Genomic DNA, 24,255 nt, shown 5'->3' on the forward strand with positions numbered 1-24,255 from the left:
GCGCGAGCGCCTACGCGAAGGCGACGAAGACACCCCCAACCACTGCCATGCCGACCACGAAGTGCCCGGCATCGATCAGGAACAGCGTCAGCGACTTCCTCTGGTGCAGGTAGTTGATGCCGATCGCCGGGGTCATGATCGTCAGGCCAAAGCCCACGGCCATCATCATGATCACATGCGGCGCGGGATTAGTGCGTGCGATGTTGTGGCCCAGCATCAGGCACACCAGCAGTTCAAAGGCGAAAGTCAGTCCCATGATCTTCGCCACCTGGGCGCCTTGCGGAGGTTCGGTGATCCCGGTCTCACGCTGCCATGGTTTGCCGAACAGCACACCATACCAAAGCGCCCCGACCGCGAAGAATGCGGTCGCGGCCAGAAACACTGCGAGCAGGTTTACGTTACCCAAGGTTCAATCCTCCCATTAGAGCCTGACCGCATCGCGCAGGGTCAGCGGCAGCCATGTCACGGAGAAACCGGACAAGCCCGTGTGAGTCAGTTTCTGCCGCAGCTTCGCGCCCGGTTGGGCGGAGACCGCGCGCGTGCCGTCCGCGCACTCGATCGCGACGTGGTCGGCCCGCTCGCCTTTGGTCAAAGTGATGCGCATGGCTTGCCAGTAGCGCAAAGCCGCAGTTGCGTGTAGGGGCGCGCGCAATTCACGGAACATGCGCGTATGACTACCACCACTTCCCTCCCCGACCAGAAGAAGGTCGGCATGGTATCGCTCGGCTGCCCCAAGGCGCTGGTCGATTCCGAACGCATCCTGACCAAGCTTCGCGCCGACGGCTATGCCATGAGCCCCGACTACGCGGGTGCAGACGTGGTGCTGGTCAACACCTGCGGTTTCCTCGATTCCGCCAAGGAGGAAAGCCTCGAAGCAATCGGCGAGGCGATCGCCGAGAATGGCCGCGTCATCGTCACCGGCTGCATGGGTGAAGAAGCCGACGTGATCCGCGCCCGCTTCCCGCAAGTGCTCGCGGTAACCGGCGCGCACCAGTACGAGCAAGTCGTCGAAGCCGTCCATGAGGCCGCGCCGCCCAGCCAAGGCCCCTATGTGGACCTGATCCCCCAGATCGACGTCAAGCTGACGCCGAGACACTACAGCTATCTCAAGATCTCAGAAGGCTGCAATCACTCCTGCGCCTTCTGCATCATCCCGCAATTGCGCGGCAAGCTGACCAGCCGACGGATCGACGCGGTGCTGCGCGAGGCCGAGAAGCTGGTTGCCGCCGGGACCAAGGAACTGCTCGTCATCAGCCAGGATACCAGCGCCTATGGCGTGGATATCCGGCACGATGAGCGGATGTGGAAGGACCGGCAGGTCCGCGCCCACATGACCGATCTTGCGCGCGAGCTGGGCCAGCTCAAGACACCGGAAGGCGAACAGCCCTGGGTGCGGCTGCACTACGTCTATCCCTATCCGCATGTCGACGCAGTCATGCCGCTGATGGCCGAGGGTCTGTTGACCCCCTATCTCGACATTCCCTTCCAGCATGCCAGCCCTTCGGTGCTGCGCGCGATGAAGCGACCAGCCAACGAAGCCAAGGTGCTCGAACGGCTCAAGAGCTGGCGCGAAATCTGTCCGGATATCGCGATCCGCTCGAGCTTCGTGGTCGGCTTTCCCGGTGAGACCGAAGACGATTTCCGGTATCTGCTCGACTGGCTCGAGGAAGCGCAACTCGATCGTGTGGGCGCATTCCGTTTCGAACCCGTCGAGGGCGCACAGGCTAATACCCTGCCCGACCCGGTGCCCGAAGCGGTCAAGGAAGAGCGCTACGCGCGGATCATGGAAGTGACCGAGCGCATAAGCGCAGCCAAGCTTGCGGACAAAGTCGGACGCATCATTCCTGTGATCATCGACGAAGTTGGCGAGCCGGACGAGGATGGGGACATCGGAGCGACGGGTCGATCGCAGGCCGACGCGCCGGAGATCGACGGCAACGTTTTCCTGCGCAATGTGCCCGCCTATCTCGCCCAGGGCGCCATCGTGAAGGTCGAGATCGAGGATAGCGATGCACACGATTTATTTGGTGTTGTTGGCGCCTGATTTTGTAACAAAATTGCCGGCAGGATGAAATTAACCAAACTCACCAAGGCTAAATTTACCACTTAGGGTTCGGTAATTCCTGTCGTTTCCGGCCATCAATGCCGGACATTCGTGCTTGTCGTGCTTCCAGACCAGTCCAGGTCCTAACGTCGAATTTACCATCGTACCCCGCAGTCCAGCGTGGCTTGCGGCTAATGCGGTAGTCCGCGTCAAAGCTTTCTTAAACTTAAGAAGCCCATAAGGGCTGCGATGGACACGAACCGCGCCTTGAATACAAAGCGCTGGCTGCCAATCCGCTGGCCGCGGCTCGGCGCCAGAGGCGCGCCCACGCGCGTGAAGCACGTATTCTGGTCGGCGCTGATCGCCTTCGCGATCCTCGTTCCGAGCCTGCTCAATCCAGTCGACCAGTTTGCCTGGATGGTCCAGTCGAAATTGGCAGGCCAGACCGCCCCCGCCAACGTCGTCTTCCTCAGTTCGGCCGACGATCTCGACGATCCCCGGCTTGGCCATCGCCGCGCAGAGCTGGCGGAGGCACTGGAAGAGCTTGAACGTCGCGGTGTCGGCAAGGTCTATCTCGATATCGCATTCGACGAGCCCTCATCGGCACGGTACGACGCCACGCTTGCCCGCGCGATCGCCGATCTTGGCCCCCGCATCGTCCTCGCCGATCAGGTCGAGCTCGACTCGAAAGGCCAGGAAGTCATTTATCGGACAGTTCCCGAGATTGCCGGGCACGCACATCGGGTGGTCTCGGACAAGCAGGACAACAATTATTTCGGTGTCAAATGGGTCAGCCGCTACACCTACCCCATCGAGGGCCGGCAGGTCCCGACGCTGGGAGCGGTGCTGGGTGGCTGGACTGGCAAGAAGCAAGGCACCTTCCAGATCGACTATGGCTTCAAGAGCCAGGCGCTGACCACGCTCTCGCTCGATGAACTGCTTGACAAGGACAACCGGAAATCCGGGGAGATCGATCTTGCCGGCAAGAACGTCGTCATCGGCTATGAGCGCCAGGTCTCGGGAACTCGCCTGAGCATTCCCCAGGGTGCCAACGCCCCCGCCAGCTACATCCCGATCCATGCCGGGGAAACTCTCCGCAATGGCCGGACCGGCTTTGTCGACGGCAGAATCATGCTGGCCGCCGTCTCCGCCTTGCTGGCACTGCTGGTCTTGATCGGCACCAGTCGCCGGCGCCGCTGGGTTGGATATGCCCTGATTTCAGCCGGGATCCCGCTTGCGCTCGCCGTCGCGGCGCGCCTCGGAATCCGCCTCGAGGCTTCCTATGCGATCGGGCTCTGCTTGATCTACGCGATGTTCCGGTCGCGCACACGCTGGAAACAGTGGGTGGCGCTCGTCAACCAGGATACCGGCATCCCGACCCTGCGCGCGCTCGAAGCCCGCCTTGGTCGCGAAAGGATCGGCAGCGGTCACGTCGTCATCGCCAAGCTGCACAACTACGAGCGCGTTCTGAAATCGCTGCGCAACGAGGACCGCAACGCTTATCTGATCAAGGTGATCGACCGGCTGCGCGCCGCCGATCCCGGGCTCGCGGTCTATTCCGACGGGCACCATATCGGATGGTACACCCATAGCGACAACACCAAGGCGCTGATCGAGCATCTTGAAGGCATGCGTGCGATCTTTGCCGCCCCAGTGGTGGTCAATTCCCACACCATCGATGTCGACATCACTTTTGGGCTAGCCGCTATCGAGGGCGACCCGCAGGGTCGCATCGTCGCTGCACTGGCTGCTGCCGAGGAAACTTCCGAAGCCCATGAACCGATCAAGGCCGCCGAAAGCGGCAACCAGAGCGACCTGCTGTGGGACATCTCGCTACGCGCACGCATCGACGAAGCCATGGAGATGGGCGAGATTTACTGCGTGTACCAACCCAAGATCGAGGCCACGACTGGCCGCATGGTCGGGGTCGAGGCACTCGTGCGCTGGCACGATCCTGCGCGCGGGTTCATCGACCCAATGCACTTCATCCAGCAGTGCGAACGAGCGGGCCGAATGGAACACCTCACCCGCTACGTGCTCCAGAGCGCTTGCTCGGCTGGCAAGCTCCTGCACTTTCGCGGCCGTCCGATCACCATGTCGGTGAATATCTCCGCGACCTTGCTGGGCGACATGCGCATCGTGGGGATCGTCCGCAATATCCTGCAGGCGACGCGGTTTGATCCACACTGTCTGATGCTGGAGATTACCGAAACGTCGCGCATTGCCGACCTTGGAACGGCGTCAACAATTCTCAAGGAACTGCGTACCCTCGGCCTCAGGATCTCGATCGACGACTTCGGGGTGGGTTCGGCAAACTTCGAGACATTTTATGAGCTTCCGTTCGACGAGCTCAAGATCGACAGGTTGTTTGTTGCCAACCTGGCCCGCGACGCCAAGGCGCGAGCGATTGTATCAAGCATCGTCTCGATGGGTCGGGAAGCGCGAATCACCATCGTTGCCGAGGGGGTCGAAACCGCGCAGGACGTGGAAATCCTTAACAAAATCGGGTGCGACGAGCTCCAAGGATACTACTTTTCACGACCGATTTCTCTATCTAACCTATTGGAATACAAGGATACCGATCAGGAGGCCCGCGCGGTAAACATGGTTTAGGCTTTACAAACAGATATGGTTAATAGATGGTTACCACTGTATCAACAGGAGGTACCATCATGCGTTGGAACATCTGGCAGTGGCTCTTCGACTGAGCATTTGCGTAAACCGAACAACAAACTGAACAACAAGGGCCCCGAAAGGGGCCCTTTCCTATTTCGGCGACGAGTTCCAGCATGGAGCGCACCCCAGCAGCACTTCGAAACCGTGATCCTCTTCGGGCGTTGCCACCTCAGATGACTCTCAATCTGGAAACCGAATTTACATTCGATGTCGAGCAGGCAACCGATGTGCTGCTGCAGTTCGAAGCCGCCGTCCTCGAATCCCAGGCGATAGAGTCATCGCAAACGCTGATCTCTCCTGCCCTCGCCCTGACTCGCGTCACAGCCGAAGCTGGCATTGGAGAACGCATCTGGCTGCCGGCGTCGGGGATGGTCAGCGTACGCTACAGCGCGTCCGTAAAGATTACACGCTCGCAGCCAGCGCTTGCCGATCTCGATGCGATTGCCCCACACGACCTCCCCGCCGAGGCTGTCGCCTATCTGCTCGACAGCCGATACTGTCCGGCCGAACAATTCCAAGCCTTCGTAGATGACGAATTTGGCACCCTCTCGGGCGGCGCCCGGATCGATGCGATCCGCGCCTGGATCGCATCGAACTTCACCTATGCCTCGGGCAGCTCAGGCCCGGAGACCGGTGCGGTCGACAGCTTTGTCGCGCGGCGCGGCGTTTGTCGCGACTATGCCCACGTCCTGATCAGCCTTGCCCGGGCCAGCGCGATCCCCGCGCGCTACGTTTCCTGTTATGCCCCGGGGGTCGATCCTCCTGACTTCCACGCAGTAGTTGAAGTCTTCCTTGCCGAGCCATCGGGCGCGGGCGTCGGCGCATGGCATCTGGTAGATGCTACCGGAATGGCCGACCCCTGTGAAACGGCCATCATCGGGGTCGGTCGCGATGCCGCTGATGTCAGCTTCCTGACCAGCTTCGGACCAAGCAATTTCGGGTCGCTGTTGGTTCGCGTGACGAAAGAATAGGAATGCAGCACTCTGGTCCCGGTCACGCTGGGCTGGTAACCCGCGCCGAAGAGAGGGAAAGACCATGACCGCAGGGCCAACCGCATGAGCTTCACTGCCGATCGCCTGCTGTTGTTCGGCGCTACCGGCGACCTCGCCCAGCGAATGCTGCTGCCTTCGCTTTGCGCGCTCGACGTCGACGGACTGCTGGCCGAGGATCTGAAAATTGTCGGTACCGCGCGTTCGGACCTGACGACCGACGCATATCGCGCTTTCGCTCGCGAAGCGCTCGAGAAGTATCTCCCTGAAAGCCGCCGCGATGGCATGGAACACTTCCTGGGGCGACTGCACTACGTCCCGGTCGATGCGACCACCATCGAAGGCTATGACGAGCTGGCGCGCGAGGTCGGCGAGTACAAACAGGGTCTCGCGATATTCCTGTCGACTGCGCCGAGCCTGTTCGAATCGACCATTTCCGGTCTGCAGCATGCCGGCCTGACCGAAGGCAACGTCCGTATCGGGCTCGAAAAGCCACTCGGCACTGACCTTGCGTCCTCTTGCGAGATCAACGATGCGGTGGCGCGGGCCTTCCCCGAAGACCGCATCTTCCGGATCGACCACTATCTCGGCAAGGAAACGGTTCAGAACCTGCTCGCCCTGCGGTTTGCCAACCTGTTGTTCGAGCCGGTGTGGAACGCGCGCTACATCGACCATGTGCAGATCACCGTAGCGGAGACGGTCGGGCTCGAAAGCCGCGTCGCCTATTACGACGACAGCGGCGCGCTGCGCGACATGGTGCAGAACCACATGCTCCAGCTTCTCGCGCTGGTGGCGATGGAGCCGCCGACCAGTTTCGATGCGACCGCCGTGCGCGACGAAAAGGTCAAGGTTCTCAGGGCGCTACGCGCGGTCGCAAGAGATGAAACGGTTACCGGGCAGTACCGCGCAGGCGCCGTCAATGGTGCAGCGGTTCCCGGCTATGACGAGGAACTGGGCAAGGACAGCGACACCGAGACGTTCGTCGCGATCAAAGCGCATGTCGACAACTGGCGCTGGAAGGGCGTGCCCTTCTACATGCGCACCGGCAAGCGTCTGCCCGAGCGTGTGACCGAGATCGTGGTTCAGTTCCGCCCGATTCCGCACTCGATTTTCGAAGGTCGCGGGGCGACCACCCAGCCCAACCGCTTGGTCATCGGTATCCAGCCCGAAGAAAATATTCAGCTGACCATGATGGCCAAGGTTCCCGGGCTCGACCGCGAAGGCTTGCGGCTCCGGCCGGTTCCACTCGACATTGCGATGGACGATGCCTTCTCGGGTGCAGTTCGCAGGATCGCCTACGAGCGATTGTTGCTCGATCTCGTCGAAGGCGACCAGACATTGTTCGTCCGCCGCGATGAGGTTGAGGCCCAATGGGAATGGATCGACGCGATCCGCCAGTTGTGGTCCGACAATGATATCAAACCCAAGACCTATGGAGCCGGTAGCTGGGGGCCCAGTGCGGCGATCGCCCTGGCCGAGCGCGACGGGGTAAGTTGGCACGATGAGTAAGAGTCTGAACGATACCATCCACCGCGTGACGCAACGCGTGATCGAGAATTCGCGCGCCAGCCGTGCGTCCTACCTCGAACTGACCGACCGCGAGAGCGAACGTCAGGTCAACCGTGACACGCTGTCGTGTTCGAACCTCGCCCACGCCTTTGCCGGGGCCGAAGAAGACCAGCAGGCGATCAAGGCCGCGCGTGGGCCGAACCTCGGCATCGTAACCAGCTACAACGACATGCTTTCGGCGCACCAGCCGTACCACCGCTACCCGGAACGGATGAAGATCTGGGCACGCGAAGTCGGCGCCACCGCGCAGGTCGCTGGCGCGACCCCGGCAATGTGCGACGGTGTGACGCAGGGACAGGACGGCATGGAACTGTCGCTGTTCAGCCGCGACGTCATCGCCTTGTCGACCGTCGTCGCGCTGAGCCATGCGATGTACGACGGTGTCGCGCTGCTCGGCATCTGCGACAAGATCGTCCCCGGCCTGCTGATGGGTGCGCTGCGCTATGGCCATCTTCCGGCGATCTTCGTCCCCTCGGGTCCGATGCCGTCGGGCATCCCGAACAAGGAAAAGCAGCGGGTTCGCCAGCTATATGCAGAGGGCAAGGTCGGCCGCGACGAACTGCTCGAGAGCGAAAGCGCCAGCTATCACTCGCCGGGCACCTGCACCTTTTACGGTACTGCCAACTCCAACCAGATGATGATGGAAATGATGGGGTTGCATGTGCCGGGCGCGGCCTTTGTCCAACCGGGCGCGAAGCTGCGGCAAGAGCTCACCCGCACGGCGACGCATCGCCTCGTCGAAATGGGCAAGGACCGGGATTATCGCCCCCTCGCCCACGTCATCGACGAAAAGGCAATCATCAACGCGGCAATCGGCCTGCTTGCCACGGGCGGATCGACCAACCATGCAATCCACATTCCCGCGATGGCGCGAGCCGCGGGGATCGCCTTCGACTGGAGCGATCTCACCGAACTGTCTTCGGCAGTACCGCTGGTTGCGCGAGTCTATCCCAATGGATCGGGCGACGTGAACCATTTCCACGAGGCGGGCGGCATGGGCTATGTCATCGGCACTTTGCTCGACGAGGGGCTGGCACACCGCGACATCCTGACCGTGTGGGACGGTGGCTTCGAAGCCTATTCCAAGGAACCGGGAATCGACGGTGATGCCCTTGTTTGGCGCGATCCCGGCCCGTCGGGCGATACCGAAATGCTCCGGCCTGCCAGCGATCCTTTCCAGCCCGACGGAGGCATGCGCCTTGTCGAAGGCAATCTTGGCCGCGCCTGTTTCAAGTCGTCCGCCGTGGAGCGCGAACGCTGGACAATCGAAGCCCCTTGCCGCGTGTTCGAGGATCAGCCGTCGGTCAATGAGGCCTTCAAGCGCGGCGAGCTCGACAAGGACGTAGTGGTCGTTGTCCGCTTCCAAGGCCCGCGCGCCAACGGCATGCCGGAACTGCACAAGCTGACGCCGGCACTCGGTGTTCTGCAGGATCGCGGCTACCGCGTGGCACTGGTCACCGACGGCCGCATGTCAGGCGCTTCGGGCAAAGTCCCGGCGGCTATTCACTGCACGCCTGAGGCGCTCGGTGGCGGACCGCTGGCGAAGTTGCGCGACGGTGACATCGTACGCGTCTGCGCCCAGAGTGGGACACTTTCGACCACCGCCGACCTATCGACCCGCGAACCGGCAGCCGAACCAACACCCGACATGGGCATGGGCCGCGAACTCTTCGCCATGTTCCGCAATTTCGCCGATGGTGCCGAACGCGGCGCATCGGCGATGCTGGCGAGCGGGAGCCTTTGAGCATGGACCTCGTCGCAGTCGATATCGGCGGGACCCACGCGCGTTTCGCTCTTGCCAGCGTGACGGCCGATGGCTCGATCACGCTTGGTGAACCGGAAACACTACACACGGTCGATCATGCCAGCTTCCAGACCGCCTGGGAGGATTTCCGCGAGCGCAAGGGTGGAGCTCTGCCCCCACGCGTATCGATGGCCATCGCCGGGCCCGTTGGCGGCGAAGTGATCCGCTTCACGAATAACCCATGGATCATTCGCCCGGCGCTGGTGAAGGAAAAGCTCGGGGTCGAACACTACACCATCGTCAACGATTTTGAGGCCGTGGCACATGCGGTGGCGCGGGCTGACGAAGACCAGTTCCTTCACCTGACTGGCCCTGAAGGTACACTACCGGCAACCGGGCGGTTGAGCGTCCTCGGCCCTGGCACAGGCCTTGGCGTCGCCCACCTCTACCGCGAAGCCGATGGGAGCTACCGCGTTTCGGCGACGGAGGGCGGGCACATCGATTTCGCCCCGCTCGACAGCATCGAGGACGCAATCCTCGTCCGCCTGCGCAAGCGCCATACAAGGGTGTCGACCGAACGGGTCGTGTCGGGCCCGGCGATCGTCGACATCTACCAGACGCTGGCGGCGATGGAGAACCGCGCGGTTCCCGAGATCGACGATATCGAGATCTGGACCAAGGGTATGAGCGGCGAAGACAGCCTCGCCGCCGCGGCGGTCGATCGGTTCTGCCTTTCGCTTGGTAGCGTCGCGGGGGACATGGCTCTTGCACATGGAGCCAAAGGCGTCGTGATCGCCGGTGGGCTCGGCTATCGCCTGCGCGATACACTGCTGCGGTCGGGCTTCGCCGAGCGTTTTCGCGCCAAGGGTCGCTTCGAAACCATGATGGCGAGCCTTCCGGTCAAATTGATCGTCCTTCCGCAACCGGGCCTGTTCGGCGCGGCAGCGGCCTATGCTTCCGAACACGGGATTTCCTGAGCATGTCCATCGCCAACATCATGCAAACCGCACCGGTCATCCCGGTCATCGTGGTCGACGAGGTCGAACATGCCGTGCCCCTCGCTCGCGCACTCGTTGCGGGCGGCCTGCGCGTACTTGAAGTCACGCTGCGCACCCCAGCCGCGCTCGACGCGATCCGCGCGATGAAGCAGGTCGATGGCGCCATTGTCGGGGCTGGGACCGTGACCAATGCGCGCGAACTCACCACTGCCATGGAAGCGGGAAGCGAGTTCATCGTCTCGCCGGGTTTGACCGAACCGCTGGGCAAAGCTGCGATCGAAGCGGGCGTCCCCTTCCTGCCCGGGATCGCCAATGCAGGCGACATCATGCGCGGGCTCGACTTGGGTCTTACCCACTTCAAGTTCTTTCCCGCGATGGCTGCGGGCGGCCTCCCCGCGCTCAAGGCGCTCGCGGCGCCCTTCAGCCAGTGTCGCTTCTGCCCCACTGGCGGGATTACGCTGGAGAATGCGCCGCAGTGGCTCGCCTTCGATCCGGTGTTGTGCGTGGGCGGTAGCTGGGTCGCGCCGCGCGGTCCGGTCGACGAGGCGGTGGTAGAGGTTGCCGCTCGCGAGGCTTTCCAGCTCGGTAAATAGCCAGCGCGGCGGTGTTCCGGCGCGGCACGTCGCAAGGCGTCCGCTAGAAAAGCCTTATGCCTTGCCTCATAGTCGGACCATGGAGGCGATTCTCAAGTGGATCGGGGGAGCGACCCTGGCCGTTGGCGCAGGTTTGGTCGCCATTGCGATCGGGGTGCCGAACATGGACGACGCAATGCCCGAAGTGTATGCCCCCGCGCCAAAGCTTGAGCCTATGGGTGCGATCGCTGCCAAGGCGGAAGCCGATTTCGAGCGGCTTTACACCGTGCGCCGCATCCTGCCGATCAAGTACGGCGACTGGTATTGGGACGACAAGGACGTCCCACCCCCATTGGCCACTTCCCGATCCTCGCCAAGGATCGGCACAACGTGTCAGAAAAATATGGCAATGCGCCAATGCCATGGAGCCTGTTTCTCACAAGTGACGGGGTTGCAATCCACGCCGGTCACCTGGTCGAGAACGGCTATGCCAGTCACGGCTGCGTCGGCGTACCAGACCAGCTTGCCAGTCGGCTGTTCGCCATCGCCAAGAAGGGCGACATGGTGGTGATCAGTGATGGCCGCCAGATCGGCCTGGGCGACAGCATCATCTAGATTTACGGGGCGGCTCCGGCTCGAAACGCATCGCGTCCCATTGGGTCGCGGCATCGGCCTGATACATCACGCGCCGAGCCAGTATTCCGCCAAGCGATGCGTTCTCCTTCGCGCGTAGCCGACCGACCATCCTCGCGATGTCCGAACGCCGCACGTCGCTCGCTCCCAGGCGCCTGAGAATGCGCTCGACCACCCCGATCTCGATAATGCGCGGGTGCCCCCACTGGAAAAGGCAGGCACCATCTTGCCAGACGAGGGTGTCCATCACGCTGTCGATCCGTTCCTCGATCACCTCTTCCGCTTCGGCGAGGTGCCGCGCCGAAGCGGCAATGGCGAGTGGGTCTAGCCAGGGCAACTCGGCGATGGCCTTGCGCATGCGGACTCGATCGAATCCTTCATCCTCATTCGAGGGGTCCTGGGCAGCGGCAAAGCCTGAAGCGGCAACGATGTCGGCCAGTTCACGCCTTCGCCAGTCGAGCAAGGGCCTGATAACTGCCAGCTCCGCGGAAGTACCGCGAGGCGCCAGGGCGGAGGTCGGCCGTACTCCGGCAAGGCCCGACAGACCGCTGCCCCGATTGAGCCGCATCAGAAGCGTTTCAGCCTGGTCGTCCGCATGATGCGCGGTGGCGAAAGCGAGCACGCCTTGCTGCGCGAAATGCGTGCCGAGTGCGTCGTATCGAGCAGTGCGCGCTTCAGCCTGCAGGTTTCCCGGAGCGACCTCCACAGTGAGGATCGCATGCGGCACACCAAGTGTGGCACAGATCCGGGCAGCCTCACGCGCTTCCTCAGCGCTTCCCCTTCTTAACCCATGATCGACCGTGGCTGCCTCGACCCGCCCCGGAAAGGCGGCCTGCGCGAGGAGAGTCAATGCCAGGCTGTCGGGCCCGCCGGACAAGGCGACGCCAAGGCAGGTATCGCCTCTCTCAGGCTCCCACAACCGCAGGCAATCTTGGCGAAACCGCTCGACCAGAAGCGGATCCGGCGTCACGTCAGCCGCACTTCACCTTGGCTCGATCGGCGTCGTACTGCGTCTGCAGGCGACCCGTGGCGAGCGCCGGATAGGTCTCCGAGAACTCGGCCAGCGCGATACACGCACGCTTGGTATCCTTGAGAGCGATCATCGCTTCGGCGAGATACAGCAGGCTGTCGCCAGCGCGTGCACCGTTCTTGTCGGCCTGGTAGTTCTTGAGGAACCAGGGCGCCGCCTCCTTGGGCTTGCCATCGTCGAGATAGGCGCGACCGAGCAGGTTGCGAGCATAGCTGATGCGTGCATGGGTCGGGTATTTCTCGACCATCATTGTCAGTTGCTGTTGCGCCTCGGGATAGAACTTGGCGTCCCACAGACGGAAGCCATAGCTGTACTCATCATCGCCGGCGTCATCGGTCTGCGGCTTGGCAATAGCCTGTACTGCGGCCAGGCGCTCGCTGCTCGGACCCACGGCGGCCGCGGGTTTGGCAGGTGACGTGGCTCCCATACGTTCAGCATTGCTCGACACGGCGCTGCTCGGCGGCGGAGGCGGCGGCGCAGATTCCGCAACCGCAGGCTTTGGGGAAGCCTCAAGCAAGGCCACTCGTTCAGTCAGGAGGCGCAGGGTATTCGTGTTCTCTTCAACCTGCGCAGTCTGTCGCTGGACCTGCGCTTCGAGCGCATCCAGGCGTGCCAAGATATCGGTCACTGCCGTGGTCGACGGGGTCGTCAGGGTCGATGTGGTACTCGGCTGAGCCGTGATCTCAGGCTCGAAGAACCGGCCATCCCCACCCGGGAAGACCTTGCGCTGCAACGCACGCACCTCGGCTTCGAGGCGGCGAATACGCGTGTCGGCACTTTCGTTCTGTGCCGCAGCAGGAATACTTGTGGCCAGCAGCGCGACCAGCGCGCCACCAAGGCCCACCGTGCGAAGGGTTCGTCCGAAGATCATCGGTGAGGCTCCTCGTGGGATATCCGTAGCTTGAGAAAGTGCCCTAGGCCCACGAATCTGTCGAGGGCATGAAGCGGGCTTTTCCCCTTGTGATGGGGTGCGAAAGAGAAGGCTTCAGCGTCAGGTTGGCGGAGAAGCAGGTGCCGAAGGTGAAGACACCTGAGACGATGCAGCCGTCGACGCCGGAGGTCTCGCCAATAGGGCCGTAGCCGTAACCGGTACATCGGAGACGGTTTCGTCCTTTTCGGAAAGGCGCGGCACGGACTTGCCCCCAACCGTGATGGCGAAGGCATATGGCCGCCCGGTGCGGATCTGAGGGTTCACCGCATCGGCGGGAATGGTGAAGGTATCCCCCCTGGCCATGATACCTTCAAACAGGCGCTCGCCCTCGCCATCATAAAAGCGGACCCAGGTACCGTCGACTTCATTGGTGAAAACGACCGGATCGCTGACAGTTGGCTGCACGGCTTCGAGGACAGGGCTTATCGTCGCAGGAGACGCGGCGGCTACAGGCACGCTCTCTTCGCGCAAGGGAGCAGGATCGATACCCGGCGCAAAGTAACTTTGGTAGAAGGCATAAACCCCGGCGAGCAGCAGCAGCGTCGCCAGCAAGGCGAACCACGCCAGCCCACGATCCGGCACGCGTGCGGGATCGCCAGGTTCGAAACGGGCAGCGACACCGCGATCATCGGAGGCGCCTGCGGCCAGTTCCTCACGGACCTGGGCCATGATTTCATGCTCGTCGAGGCCCACGGCCCGCGCGAAGGTCCGGCTGAAGCCGATCGCATAGGTGCGCGAAGGGAGTGTGGAGAACTTGCCTTCCTCGATCGATTGCAGATGCCTTTGAGGTATGCGTGTTTCCGCCGCAACCTGCGCGATCTCAAGCCCGGCTTTCTCCCGCGCCACGCGCAGCCGCGAACCAACGCTATCGGCTCCTGCTCCCGTTCCTTCGACGATGTCGTCTTCTTCCATGGAATTCCCGATTTGCGACCCGGCGGAGAAATCCGCCTCTGACCCGGTGCCCCTTGAAAGCGAAGCGGGGCAGCACCTGTCAAGCGCTGCACCTACCACGAAAAACACAAACCGGCGAACTGCTTCACAGCTGCGACGAAATTAGTCGGCTTCAATCCCGCGTTCGTCGGCCCAGGCCTTCAGCGCAGCGCGCATGTCCGCTGGCGGACTTGCCAACCAAGCACTCATTTGCTCGCCGATCTCGTTCAGGTCGACCTTGCGCACCAGTTCCTTGATCGGGCCGACTGCCGCAGGCGTGATCGACAGGCGACGGTATCCGATGCCCAACATTGCGAGGGCCTCCAATCGGCGGCCACCCATTTCACCGCATACGCTGAGGCGCACCGGATAGCCTTCAACCCCACGCACCACGCGTTGAAGGAAACGCAGGATCGCCGGGCTCAGCCAGTCATAGCGTTCCGCCAATTTGGGGTTGGCGCGATCCGCGGCGAAGAGGAACTGGGTCAGGTCATTGGTCCCGACCGAAATGAAGGACAGGCGCGGAACGATCTGCTCGAGCACTTCGGCCAGTGCCGGTACTTCGAGCATACAGCCATATTCGATGGCTTCGGGCAGCAGCCTGCGGCGACCACGCAGGAATTCGAGCTGCTCTTCGAAGACCTCCTTCGCCGCGTCGAATTCCCAGGGCTCGGAAACCATCGGGAACATTACGGAAAGCTGGCGCCCGGCCGCCGCTTCCAGCAGCGCGCGAGCCTGGGCCTTGAGCAAGCCTTCGCGTTCAAGCGAGAGCCGCAGCGCGCGCCAGCCCATCGCCGGGTTCTCGTCCCGCTCGGCCACCTGCGAATTGAGGTAGGGAACCGCCTTGTCGCCACCTATGTCGACCGTGCGGAATATCACCGGCTTGTCGCCTGCAGCATCGAGCACATCTCGATAGAGCCGCATCTGCCGATCACGTGCTGGCAATGTGGCCGATACGAGGAACTGGAACTCGGTGCGGAACAGTCCAACACCATCGGCCCCGGTCATCGCGAGCGAACTCATGTCGTCGCGCAGTCCCGCGTTCATCATCACGGTAATGCGCGTGCCATCACGGGTGAAAGGCTCGACATCGCGCAGCTCGGCATAGGCTGCCTGGCGTTCACGGTTCTTGGCGAAGCGAGTATCGAGGGCGTCGAGCAAGGCCTGCCCAGGGCGCAGCGTTACCAGACCGCGGTCGGCATCGAGCAAAACCTGATCGCCTTCGCTGACCTGCGACAACACACCTGTCGCACGACCCAGCACGGGAATACCCATAGCGCGTGCCACGATAACGACATGGGAGGTGAGCGAACCTTCTTCGAGCACCACGCCCTTCAAGCGACGGCGATCATACTCAAGCAGTTCGGCCGGACCGAGGTTGCGCGCGATGAGGATCGAGTCGCGACGCAGGCCCTGCGTCGCAGCCGTGCCCAACTGGCCCGAAACGATGCGCAACAAGCGGTTCGAGAGGTCTTCAAGATCGTGCATGCGATCCGCCAGCAACGGATCGTCGATTTCGCGCATCCGCATCCGGGTGCGTTGCTGCACGCGTTCGATCGCCGCCTCTGCCGTCAGTCCGCTATCGATCGCCTCGTTGATGCGGCGGCTCCAACCTTCGTCATAGGCGAACATCTTGTAGGTCTCGAGCACCTCGACATGCTCGCCGCCCTTGCCGAATTCGGGTTCTTTGCCGAGCTGGTCGATCTGCTCGCGCATCTTGTCGAAGGCGCGGTAGACGCGCTGGCGCTCCGCCTCGATGTCTTCGGCCACCACCTGATCGATCTCGATCCTTGGCTGGTGGAACACCGCCTGCCCGGTCGCCAGGCCCTTAACGAGGATGAGTCCTTCGAGCACCTCTGTCTCGGTATTCGCATTCCCGAGATCGATCGCCTCTACATCGTCAACCAGTTCCTTGTGCGCGATGAGTTCCGACAGCACCATGGCGGTGGTCTGGAGCGCCTCGATCTCAACCTCTTCGTACCGCCGGGGATCGGCATGCTGCACGCACAACACGCCAACGGCACGCTCGCGATAGACGATCGGTACCCCGGCAAAGGAATGGAACTTTTCTTCCCCCGTTTCAGGGCGATAGAGGAAGTCAGGATGCGCCTTGGCTTCTGCCAGGTTGAGCGTTTCGATATTGCGCGCGATCGCACCGACGAGGCCTTCAGATAGCCCCATACGGGTTATGTGGACGGCATCCGGATTGAGGCCCTGCGTAGCGTAGAGTTCGAGCGCACCCTGGCGCAGCAGGTAGATCGAGCAGACTTCCGAGTGCAGGCTTTCTGCGATCGTTTCGACCACGCGGTCCAGTTTGTATTGGGCGTGGGTTCGCCCAGCCATGATCTCGTGCAGGCGGGTGAGGATCTGGCGGGCGGAGGCTGCGGCGGACATAAGCCGAGCCTATAGCAAAAATAGGGGTTTGCGGAAGCGGGGCTGGGGGCCCCGCATCCGCTTGTACCCGATCAGCAGCTTGCCAGTTCTTCCTTGATACGGAGCTTCTGCTTCTTGAGCTGCTGGATCATCGCTACGTCGGGCGCGGGTCGCGATTGCTCGGCGTGGAGGCGTGCCTCGAGACCGGCATGCTTGGCTTTCAGCGCTTCGACATGGGATGATTGCATAGAGCTGTCTCCTTTGCGGGTTAGTTGCGACCCCAAGAAGCGACTCGTGCCAGCGCGGCACGGGCCGCAGACCAAGTATCAAACCATACAATTGCCGATTTACAAACACCCGATCTTGGGGCCATGCGACGAAGCGAGATTCGGGAAGGGCAAGCGTGAACGAGCAGGAGCTGCGCAAGAGACTGGAGATGCTCCGCACCGAGCATCGCGATCTCGACGTGGCCATCGCCGCGCTGAGCGAAGCGGGCGAACGCAACGGCTTCGTCGACCAGCTCCAGATCGCCCGGCTGAAGAAGCGCAAGCTCCAGCTCAAGGACCGTATCGCCCTGATCGAAGATACGCTGGTTCCCGACATCATCGCCTGAAAGGCTGGTGCGTTCCAGCCCGGGACAGGCGAATCAGCAAAGCTAGCCAGCCTTGTAACAAGAGCGTAACCAAGCTGCATGTCGTCACGCGATATCAGCGAAGAGATCATCGAGGACCTCTACGCAGAGGCTCTTCTGCTTGCCGATGACGCGCGCGCCGTGTTCGACCTGCGCATGAACGTCGATATGGAAGGATCGAGCGACCTGCTGAGGATCGCCCTCTCGATTGAGGGTCTGCGCACGACCACGCGCGTTATGCACGTGCTCGCCTGGTTGCTTAACCAGCGCGCTTACCTTTCGGGCGAACTGACCGAGAGCCAGCTACGGCGACACAATACCTTGCCAGACGAGCGCCTCGCCGATCCTGCCAATCTCGCGCTGCTGGAACCCGAGACCCGCGAACTGATCCACGAGAGCGAACGACTGCATGCGCGAGTCGCCCGGCTCGACCATGATTGGCGACAACAGCGCGATGCCACCGACACGCCCATACAGGCAATGCAGGGCCGGATCGCACAGGCTTTCGGCCAGCGGTAATCTCTCAGGCGGCCGCACGGGCGCGGGCATAGCGCTCCAAGCGACTGTTTCGGGTCTTCTCATCCATCTGTGGCGTGAAACAGCGGGTCTTGCCGCGCATGGTCGCCGCCGCTTCGGCCAAGCTGGCGTGAACCCCCACCCCCACAGACGCCAGCATCGCGGCTCCCAGCGCGGTGGTCTCGACAAAATCGGGCCGTTCGACCTCGAGGTCGAGGATGTCGGCAAGATCCTGGGCCATCCAGTCATTGGCGCTCATCCCCCCATCGATCCTCAGACGGGACCATGGTGCGCCATCCGCGGCGAATGCCGTTGCGAGGTCGTGGGTCTGGTGCGCCATTGCCTCAAGCGCGGCCCGCGCAATCTGTGCCTTTCCGCTGGCGAAACTGAGCCCGGCGATGACACCGCGCGCTTCGGGCTGCCAATGCGGGGCTCCGAGGCCCGCCAGGGCAGGCACAATGATCACCTCCCCACTATCAGGGATCGAACGGGCAAGCTCTTCGGTTTCGGCAGCGGTCCCGATCAGGCCCAACTGGTCGCGGAGGTACTGGACGAGGCTTCCGGCAACGAAGCAGGAACCCTCGATCGCATAAGTCCGCACGCCATTTTCCTGGTAGAGCACCGTACCCAGCAGGCGATTGTCCGAATGCGGGATGTCCTGACCCTTGTTGGTCAGCACGAAGGATCCGGTCCCATATGTCGCCTTGGTCTCGCCGAAGGACAGGCAGCCCTGCCCGATGGTCGCCGACTGCTGGTCACCCACGAGCCCGCAGATCGGGACCTCCGCTCCAAACCAGTCCGCCTGGGCCACCGCCAGCATGCCGTGCGTGTCGACCACCTCGGGCAACACTGCGCGAGGAACGCCGATGAGTTCGCAGAGACCTTCGTCAAACTGCGCCCCGTCGAGCGCGAGCAGGAGCGTGCGGCTGGCGTTGCTCGCATCGGTGATGTGGGTCCCGCCAGAGAGCTTCCACACCAGCCAGCTTTCAACCGTGCCCATTGCCAGCGTACCCGCGTCGGCGGCGGCGCGAACATCCGCGCTTTTATCGAGCAACCAGCGCATCTTGGTCCCTGAAAAATAGGGATCAAGCAGCAGGCCGGTTTTGCGTTGCACCTCAGCTTCGTGGCCGAATTCCTTCAACCCGGCACAAAAATCCGCAGTGCGGCGATCCTGCCAAACGATCGCGCGAGCCAAGGGCCTGCCGGATTCGCGATTCCAGGCAACCACGGTCTCGCGCTGGTTGGTAATGCCGATCGCGGCAATGCTCTGTCCTGCAGCACCCACCGCCTGCCGAGCACAGGAGAGGGTCTTTTCCCAAATCTCCGAGGCGTCGTGTTCGACCCAGCCTGGCTCGGGATAATGCTGGGTGATCTCTTCCTGCGCGACTCGTTCAAGCGTTCCGTCGGGGGCAAAGATCATTGCCCTGGTGGAAGTAGTCCCTGCGTCCAGCACGAGGATACGGTTGGCCATGGTTTCTCCCTGTCATCCAGCGGCGCGTGACATGGGCCACTCGGTACCCCATATGCAAGTCTATGGCAGGCGCTCCCCCCAAACCTTGGCCTACCGGCCAGGCGATGCAACTCGAACCGCTGGTGCGGCGCGTACTCGCGCCCAACCCCTCCCCCTACACCTACACCGGGACGCAGACCTACATCGTCGGCCTGGGCGATGGTTGCGCGGTGATCGATCCCGGTCCCGACGATCCCGATCACTTGCTGGCTCTCGATGCAGCAATCGACGGAGAGCATGTCTGCGCCATCATGTGCACCCACACGCACCGCGACCATTCACCCGCGGCGAAGACGCTTGCCGCGCGGACCGGCGCACCGGTGGTCGGATGCGCGCGCCTGGTCCTCGACGACAGCGGCCCACGAGCCGATGCCGCGTTCGATCGCAGCTACGAACCCGACCGGGTGATGGAGGACGGCGAACAAATGACGGGTCCAGGCTGGACACTGACCGCGGTCGCGACGCCAGGCCATGTTTCGAACCACCTCTGCTTTGCGCTGGAGGAAAGTGGCGCACTGTTCACCGGCGATCACGTGATGGGCTGGTCGACCAGCGTGGTGATCCCGCCAGACGGAGACATGCGCGCCTATATGCAGAGCCTCGAGAAGCTCCAGGCGCGCGAGCAGGACCGCGTCTACTACCCCGCGCACGGCGAAGCGGTCGAGAAGCCGCACCAGCTCGTCCGCGGGATGATCGGCCACCGCCGCCAGCGCGAGAACCAAATCCTCCGCTTCCTCGGTGAAGGTCCGCATGCTGCCGCCGATTTCGTGCCGAAGATGTACAAGGGGCTCGACCCCAAGCTGCACAAGGCTGCGGAGATGTCGGTCACTGCGCATCTGATCGATCTCGAGCGACGCGGGTTGGCCCTGCAGTCGGACGATATCTGGCGAACGATCTGACAAAAGCAGCCAATCCTTCCGAATAAGTCGTTCGTCGTTTCGACAGGCAGGCGATTCCAGGCCGCCGAACGCCACTTCCCCTGATCCTCGCAGAGGCGTATTGGCACGACATTTCACGAATGACGTGGGTCGCGCACAACCGGAGGGATTTATGGCAACGTTAGCCGGCGCCCCCACGCGCCCTGCACACGATATCGCCGAGCGGCGGTTCTTCTTCATCATGGCACTGGTGATGGCGACAGTCATCGTCGCCGGGTTCTCGTTGAACCTCGCGATGGGTCGTTCGACCTTCGACGTGCCGATAATCTATCACGTCCATGCCGGCGTATTTTTCAGCTGGGTGGCCATCTACGTCGCACAGAACGGCCTGATCGCGTCCAACAACGTGGCATTGCACCGGCGGCTCGGCATCATCGCCTTTCTATGGGTCCCACTGATGGTCGTGCTTGGCTTTGCCATCATGATCACCAGCCTGCGCCGCACCGGCGGACCGTTCTTCTTCGACCAGAACGAATTCCTGATCAGCAACTCGCTGCAACTGGTGCTGTTCGCAACACTCGCATTCTCCGCCTTGCGCGCCCGTCGCTACACCGGCTGGCATCGCCGCCTGATGTTTTGCGCCATGGCAATCCTGACCGGTCCGGGCATCGGCCGGCTCCTGCCTATGCCATTGCTGATACCCAACGCCTGGCGAGCGGTTATCTTCATCCCGCTGATTTTCCCGATCATTACCATGGTGGTCGAAAAGCGGCGCACGGGCAGCATCCACCGCGCGTGGTATTGGGGCGTAGGCTCGGTGATCGTGGTACAGATCGTCTCAGACATCATTGCCTACAGCACACTGGGCGTTTCGCTGACCGAGCAGGTTCTGGCCGGATCGCCTGGCGCAGAGCGCCCGATGGAGGCCTTCCTGCCGCCCGGCTTTACCATGTGAGAAGTGCGCAACGGCGCTTGACCGGAACGCACTCGCCTTCGCATCCGTTGTGGCTATAAGCGCCGCAAACGCATTGCACGGGAAAGAGAATGACCGACCAGACCAAGCCGCTTACCGGGCAGGACCTGCTCGACGAGATCAATCGACTGCGGAAGGAAAAGAACGCGGTCATTCTCGCGCACTATTACCAGACAGCGGATATCCAGGACCTTGCGGATTTCGTCGGCGACAGCCTAGAACTGAGCCGCAAGGCAGCGGAAACCGATGCCGATGTGATCGTGTTCTGCGGGGTCAAGTTCATGGCCGATACCGCCAAGATCCTCTCGCCGGAGAAGATCGTGGTACTGCCCGATATGGACGCCGGGTGCAGCCTCGAGGATTCCTGCCCTCCGGAGAAGTTCAAGGCATTCCGCGAAGCCCACCCCGATCACATTGCGCTGACCTATATCAACTGTTCGACCGAGGTGAAGGCGCTGTCCGACGTGATCGTGACCAGTTCTTCAGCCGAGACGATCCTGAGCCAGATCCCCGAGGACCAGAAGATCATCTTCGGACCGGACCGGCACCTGGGTGGCTATCTGTCGCGCAAGTTCGGGCGTGAGATGCTGTTGTGGCCGGGCGTGTGCATCGTCCACGAGGCCTTTAGCGAGACCGAATTGATGAAGCTCAAGGAACAGTATCCGGACGCACCGGTTGCTGCCCACCCCGAATGCCCGCCGGTGATCATCGATCACGCCGATTACGTCGGCTCGACCAGCGGCATCCTGCAATTCGCCAAGACCTTCGAAGGCGACACACTGATCGTCGCGACCGAACCGCACATCATCCACCAGATGGAAAAGGCGCTGCCCGAAAAGACCTTCATCGGTGCGCCGGGCGCGGACGGGAATTGCAGCTGCAATATCTGCCCCTACATGGCGCTCAACACCATGGAGAAGATCTACGCCTGCCTGCGCGACCTCGAGCCACGCATCGAGATCGAGGAAGGCCTGCGCCTCAAGGCCAAGCAGAGCCTCGACCGCATGCTGGAAATGGCCAGCGGCACGATCGGCAAGGGTGATCTAGGTAGGGTCTGACAAATAGAAGTCCGGGAGAAAGAAAGAGATGGTCGCACGCCTGGCGCTCGCCGCCGCGCTCGTATTTGCTGCTAACCCAATCCTCGCGCAGGATACCGACGCAGAAGACCCGTACATCTGGCTCGAGGAGATCAAGGGCGAGCGGGCGCTCGAACAGGTCGATGCGTGGAATGCGGCAACCGAAGAGCTACTGACCAAGTCTCCCGAATATCCCGTCGCCCGCGCCTGGGCGAAACAGATCCTCGACGACGATCGCCAGATCGCCATGCCCACGGCGATCCTTGGCAATCAGGTCGTCAACCTGTGGCGCGACGCCGCCAACCCGCGCGGGCTGTGGCGGATCGCATCGCTCGACACCTACCTTGAAGGCAGTCCGCAATGGCGGGTGCTGATCGATGTCGATCAGCTGGGCAAGGAAGAAGGGCAAAGCTGGGTCTGGCACGGCGCAAACTGCCTCGCGCCGGAGTATCGCCGCTGTCTCGTCTCGCTGAGCCCGGGCGGGACCGACGCCGATGTTGTGCGCGAGTTCGACCTTGCGACAGGCCAGTTCATTGAAGGCGGTTTCACCCTCCCCGAGGCGAAGTCGAACGTCGACTGGTTCGACGAAGATACGCTGTTCGTCGGCACCGACGAGGGTGCGGGCAGCCTCACCGAATCGGGTTACCCTCGCCTCGTGAGGCTCTGGAAGCGTGGCACCGATTTCGCGCAGGCGGAGCTGGTCACCGAAGGGGAAGTGAGCGACATCAGCCTCAACGGTTTCTCGGTACTCGATGGCGATACGCGTTGGCGCTTCATTCGCCGGGGCGTGACCTTCTGGACCGACCGCTTCTCAATGGTACGCGATGACGGATCGACCACTGCCCTGCCGTTACCCGAAGATGCCGAATACGAGGCGGTGCTGGCTGGCCAGGTGATCGCCAAGCTCAATTCCCCGCTCGCACTGCCCGAAGGGCAAGTCGAAGCCGGAGCGCTGGTTGCATGGTCGCTGGGCGATATCGCCGCCGGTCGCGAGGCGACACCGGAGGTGGTCTTCCGACCAACCCCAGCGCAGGCAATCGAGGAAGTCGACAACTCGGAAAGCAAGCTGTGGGTCAAGGTGCTCGACGATGTCTCAGGCAAGCTGCTTGAGCTGACCCCCGGCCCCGATGGCTGGACCAGCCGCGCGAAGGACCTGCCAACCAACAGCACGATCCAGCTGGTCACAACCACCGGCAAGGGCGACACCACGTTCGTCACCGTCGAGAGCATGCTGACCCCGCCGACCCTCTACGCGGTCTCTTCCGAAGCAGAGGCGCGCGTCGTCGCCAGCCAGCCCGCACAGTTCGATGCCTCGAAGTTCGCGGTCGAGCAGCGTTTTGCCACCTCGAAAGATGGCACCCGCGTCCCCTATTACATCGTTCGGCCTGAGGGTGCGGAAGGTCCGTTGCCGACGCTGATCCACGCCTATGGCGGGTTCCGCAGCGCGCAGACGCCCAAGTACCTCACCGCCGAACCCTATCGCAGCGGTCCGTTGGCGCTATTCTGGTTGGAAAGTGGCAATGCCTACGTCCTCGCCAACATTCGTGGGGGCGGCGAATACGGGCCACGCTGGCACGAAGACGCGCTGCGCGAAAAGCGCATCAATGCCTTCGACGATTTCAATGCGGTGGCCGATGACCTTGTGAAGGAACGACTCGCCGAACCGGGCCGTATCGCTGCATCGGGTCGCTCGAACGGAGGCGTCCTGGTCGGCGCGGTCGCGAACCTGCGACCGGACCTTTATGGCGCGGTCATCTCGGGCAGCCCGCTCGACGACATGCGTCGCTACAACAAGCTGCTCGCCGGCGCTTCGTGGGTGGCCGAGTATGGCGATCCCGACGTGCCTGGGGATTGGGCTTTCATGCGTGCCTGGTCGCCCTACCAGAACCTCAGGGCGGTGAAGGACTACCCGACCGTGTTCTATTACCTCTCGACGCTCGACGACCGGGTCCATCCCGGCCACGCCCGCAAGATGGCCGCGAAGCACGAAGCGCTGGGCCAAACGGTCTATTACCACGAGTACAAGGAAGGCGGACACTCGGTCGGCGCCGACCATACGGAGGATGCCAAGCGGGCTGCACTGCTGCTCGCCTTTCTCAACCGCGAGATCGGAGGCGGGAGGGAATAAGGCACCGTTTGGCTGCTGAAGCGTAGTATCTCCGAACGCAACCGTCCGGGGGAA

The 24,255-nt window shown here is 62.5% G+C and carries 22 protein-coding genes; 14 read left to right on the top strand and 8 right to left on the bottom strand.

Annotated features, from left to right (window positions below):
* Window positions 1-10: 10 nt before the first annotated feature.
* Both HQR01_RS12060 and HQR01_RS12065 read right to left on the bottom strand, forming a co-directional pair.
* The gene (locus HQR01_RS12060; RefSeq protein ID WP_173215099.1) at window positions 11-406 is read right to left on the bottom strand and encodes a DUF1761 domain-containing protein; all 396 of its coding nucleotides are present in this window, start codon (window positions 404-406) and stop codon (window positions 11-13) included.
* Window positions 407-421: 15 nt separating this feature from the next.
* Window positions 422-604, bottom strand: a complete 183-nt coding sequence (locus HQR01_RS12065; RefSeq protein WP_173215100.1) for a hypothetical protein — start codon at window positions 602-604, stop codon at window positions 422-424.
* A 66-nt stretch (window positions 605-670) separates the two neighbouring features.
* On the opposite strand from HQR01_RS12065, the gene rimO reads away from it, so the two are divergent.
* The 8 genes from rimO (at window position 671) to HQR01_RS15270 (ending at window position 11,207) form a co-directional block, all read left to right on the top strand.
* Entirely contained in the window at window positions 671-2,044 is a 1,374-nt protein-coding gene (gene rimO / locus HQR01_RS12070; RefSeq protein ID WP_173215101.1) for a 30S ribosomal protein S12 methylthiotransferase RimO, read from the top strand.
* Between the two features lie 333 nt (window positions 2,045-2,377).
* Complete coding sequence (locus tag HQR01_RS12075) at window positions 2,378-4,657, top strand: EAL domain-containing protein (RefSeq protein ID WP_173215102.1); 2,280 nt, start codon at window positions 2,378-2,380, stop codon at window positions 4,655-4,657.
* Window positions 4,658-4,893: 236 nt separating this feature from the next.
* Window positions 4,894-5,691, top strand: a complete 798-nt coding sequence (locus tag HQR01_RS12080) for a transglutaminase-like domain-containing protein (RefSeq protein ID WP_173215103.1) — start codon at window positions 4,894-4,896, stop codon at window positions 5,689-5,691.
* An 84-nt stretch (window positions 5,692-5,775) separates the two neighbouring features.
* Entirely contained in the window at window positions 5,776-7,218 is a 1,443-nt protein-coding gene (gene zwf / locus HQR01_RS12085) for a glucose-6-phosphate dehydrogenase (RefSeq protein ID WP_173215104.1), read from the top strand.
* Complete coding sequence (gene edd / locus HQR01_RS12090; RefSeq protein WP_173215105.1) at window positions 7,211-9,022, top strand: phosphogluconate dehydratase; 1,812 nt, start codon at window positions 7,211-7,213, stop codon at window positions 9,020-9,022. The genes zwf and edd overlap by 8 nt, the downstream gene beginning before the upstream one ends.
* 2 nt (window positions 9,023-9,024) lie before the next feature.
* Window positions 9,025-9,999: a glucokinase gene (gene glk / locus HQR01_RS12095; RefSeq protein WP_173215106.1), complete on the top strand. Its 975-nt coding sequence runs from the start codon at window positions 9,025-9,027 to the stop codon at window positions 9,997-9,999.
* A 2-nt stretch (window positions 10,000-10,001) separates the two neighbouring features.
* Window positions 10,002-10,613, top strand: coding sequence for a bifunctional 4-hydroxy-2-oxoglutarate aldolase/2-dehydro-3-deoxy-phosphogluconate aldolase (eda, locus tag HQR01_RS12100; protein WP_173215107.1), 612 nt, complete (start codon window positions 10,002-10,004; stop codon window positions 10,611-10,613).
* A 303-nt stretch (window positions 10,614-10,916) separates the two neighbouring features.
* Window positions 10,917-11,207: a L,D-transpeptidase family protein gene (locus HQR01_RS15270; RefSeq protein ID WP_234030155.1), complete on the top strand. Its 291-nt coding sequence runs from the start codon at window positions 10,917-10,919 to the stop codon at window positions 11,205-11,207.
* On the opposite strand, the gene tilS is transcribed toward HQR01_RS15270, so the two are convergent.
* From tilS to HQR01_RS12130, 5 genes are all read right to left on the bottom strand, one after another.
* A complete protein-coding gene (tilS, locus tag HQR01_RS12110) occupies window positions 11,200-12,195 on the bottom strand; it encodes a tRNA lysidine(34) synthetase TilS (protein ID WP_234030156.1) in 996 nt (331 codons plus the stop codon). The two genes, HQR01_RS15270 and tilS, sit on opposite strands and share 8 nt — an antisense overlap.
* A 1-nt stretch (window position 12,196) precedes the next feature.
* On the bottom strand, window positions 12,197-13,126 hold the full coding sequence (locus HQR01_RS12115; RefSeq protein ID WP_173215108.1) for a tetratricopeptide repeat protein: 930 nt from the start codon (window positions 13,124-13,126) through the stop codon (window positions 12,197-12,199).
* A 120-nt stretch (window positions 13,127-13,246) separates the two neighbouring features.
* A complete protein-coding gene (locus HQR01_RS12120; protein WP_173215109.1) occupies window positions 13,247-14,098 on the bottom strand; it encodes a helix-turn-helix domain-containing protein in 852 nt (283 codons plus the stop codon).
* A 141-nt stretch (window positions 14,099-14,239) separates the two neighbouring features.
* A complete protein-coding gene (gene ptsP, locus HQR01_RS12125; RefSeq protein WP_173215110.1) occupies window positions 14,240-16,510 on the bottom strand; it encodes a phosphoenolpyruvate--protein phosphotransferase in 2,271 nt (756 codons plus the stop codon).
* A 71-nt stretch (window positions 16,511-16,581) separates the two neighbouring features.
* Entirely contained in the window at window positions 16,582-16,737 is a 156-nt protein-coding gene (locus HQR01_RS12130; RefSeq protein WP_173215111.1) for a YdcH family protein, read from the bottom strand.
* Window positions 16,738-16,892: 155 nt separating this feature from the next.
* On the opposite strand from HQR01_RS12130, the gene HQR01_RS12135 reads away from it, so the two are divergent.
* Window positions 16,893-17,102 carry a YdcH family protein gene (locus tag HQR01_RS12135; protein WP_173215112.1) on the top strand — a complete coding sequence of 70 codons (210 nt, stop codon included), beginning with the start codon at window positions 16,893-16,895 and terminating at the stop codon, window positions 17,100-17,102.
* Window positions 17,103-17,180: 78 nt separating this feature from the next.
* Window positions 17,181-17,639, top strand: coding sequence for a DUF1465 family protein (locus HQR01_RS12140; protein WP_173215113.1), 459 nt, complete (start codon window positions 17,181-17,183; stop codon window positions 17,637-17,639).
* A 4-nt stretch (window positions 17,640-17,643) separates the two neighbouring features.
* Here HQR01_RS12140 and HQR01_RS12145 read toward each other — a convergent pair whose 3' ends face one another.
* Window positions 17,644-19,107 carry a glycerol kinase gene (locus HQR01_RS12145; protein ID WP_173215114.1) on the bottom strand — a complete coding sequence of 488 codons (1,464 nt, stop codon included), beginning with the start codon at window positions 19,105-19,107 and terminating at the stop codon, window positions 17,644-17,646.
* Between the two features lie 62 nt (window positions 19,108-19,169).
* Here HQR01_RS12145 and HQR01_RS12150 point away from each other — a divergent pair, with 62 nt between their 5' ends.
* From HQR01_RS12150 to HQR01_RS12165, 4 genes are all read left to right on the top strand, one after another.
* The gene (locus HQR01_RS12150) at window positions 19,170-20,045 is read left to right on the top strand and encodes an MBL fold metallo-hydrolase (protein ID WP_173215115.1); all 876 of its coding nucleotides are present in this window, start codon (window positions 19,170-19,172) and stop codon (window positions 20,043-20,045) included.
* A 151-nt stretch (window positions 20,046-20,196) separates the two neighbouring features.
* Window positions 20,197-20,979 carry a hypothetical protein gene (locus tag HQR01_RS12155; protein ID WP_173215116.1) on the top strand — a complete coding sequence of 261 codons (783 nt, stop codon included), beginning with the start codon at window positions 20,197-20,199 and terminating at the stop codon, window positions 20,977-20,979.
* Between the two features lie 89 nt (window positions 20,980-21,068).
* Window positions 21,069-22,055 carry a quinolinate synthase NadA gene (gene nadA, locus HQR01_RS12160; RefSeq protein WP_173215117.1) on the top strand — a complete coding sequence of 329 codons (987 nt, stop codon included), beginning with the start codon at window positions 21,069-21,071 and terminating at the stop codon, window positions 22,053-22,055.
* Between the two features lie 28 nt (window positions 22,056-22,083).
* Window positions 22,084-24,201 carry a prolyl oligopeptidase family serine peptidase gene (locus HQR01_RS12165; RefSeq protein WP_173215118.1) on the top strand — a complete coding sequence of 706 codons (2,118 nt, stop codon included), beginning with the start codon at window positions 22,084-22,086 and terminating at the stop codon, window positions 24,199-24,201.
* Window positions 24,202-24,255: the final 54 nt, after the last annotated feature.

The sequence above is a fragment of the Erythrobacter mangrovi genome, from assembly GCF_013260645.1.
GTDB classification, from domain to species: domain Bacteria; phylum Pseudomonadota; class Alphaproteobacteria; order Sphingomonadales; family Sphingomonadaceae; genus Qipengyuania; species Qipengyuania mangrovi.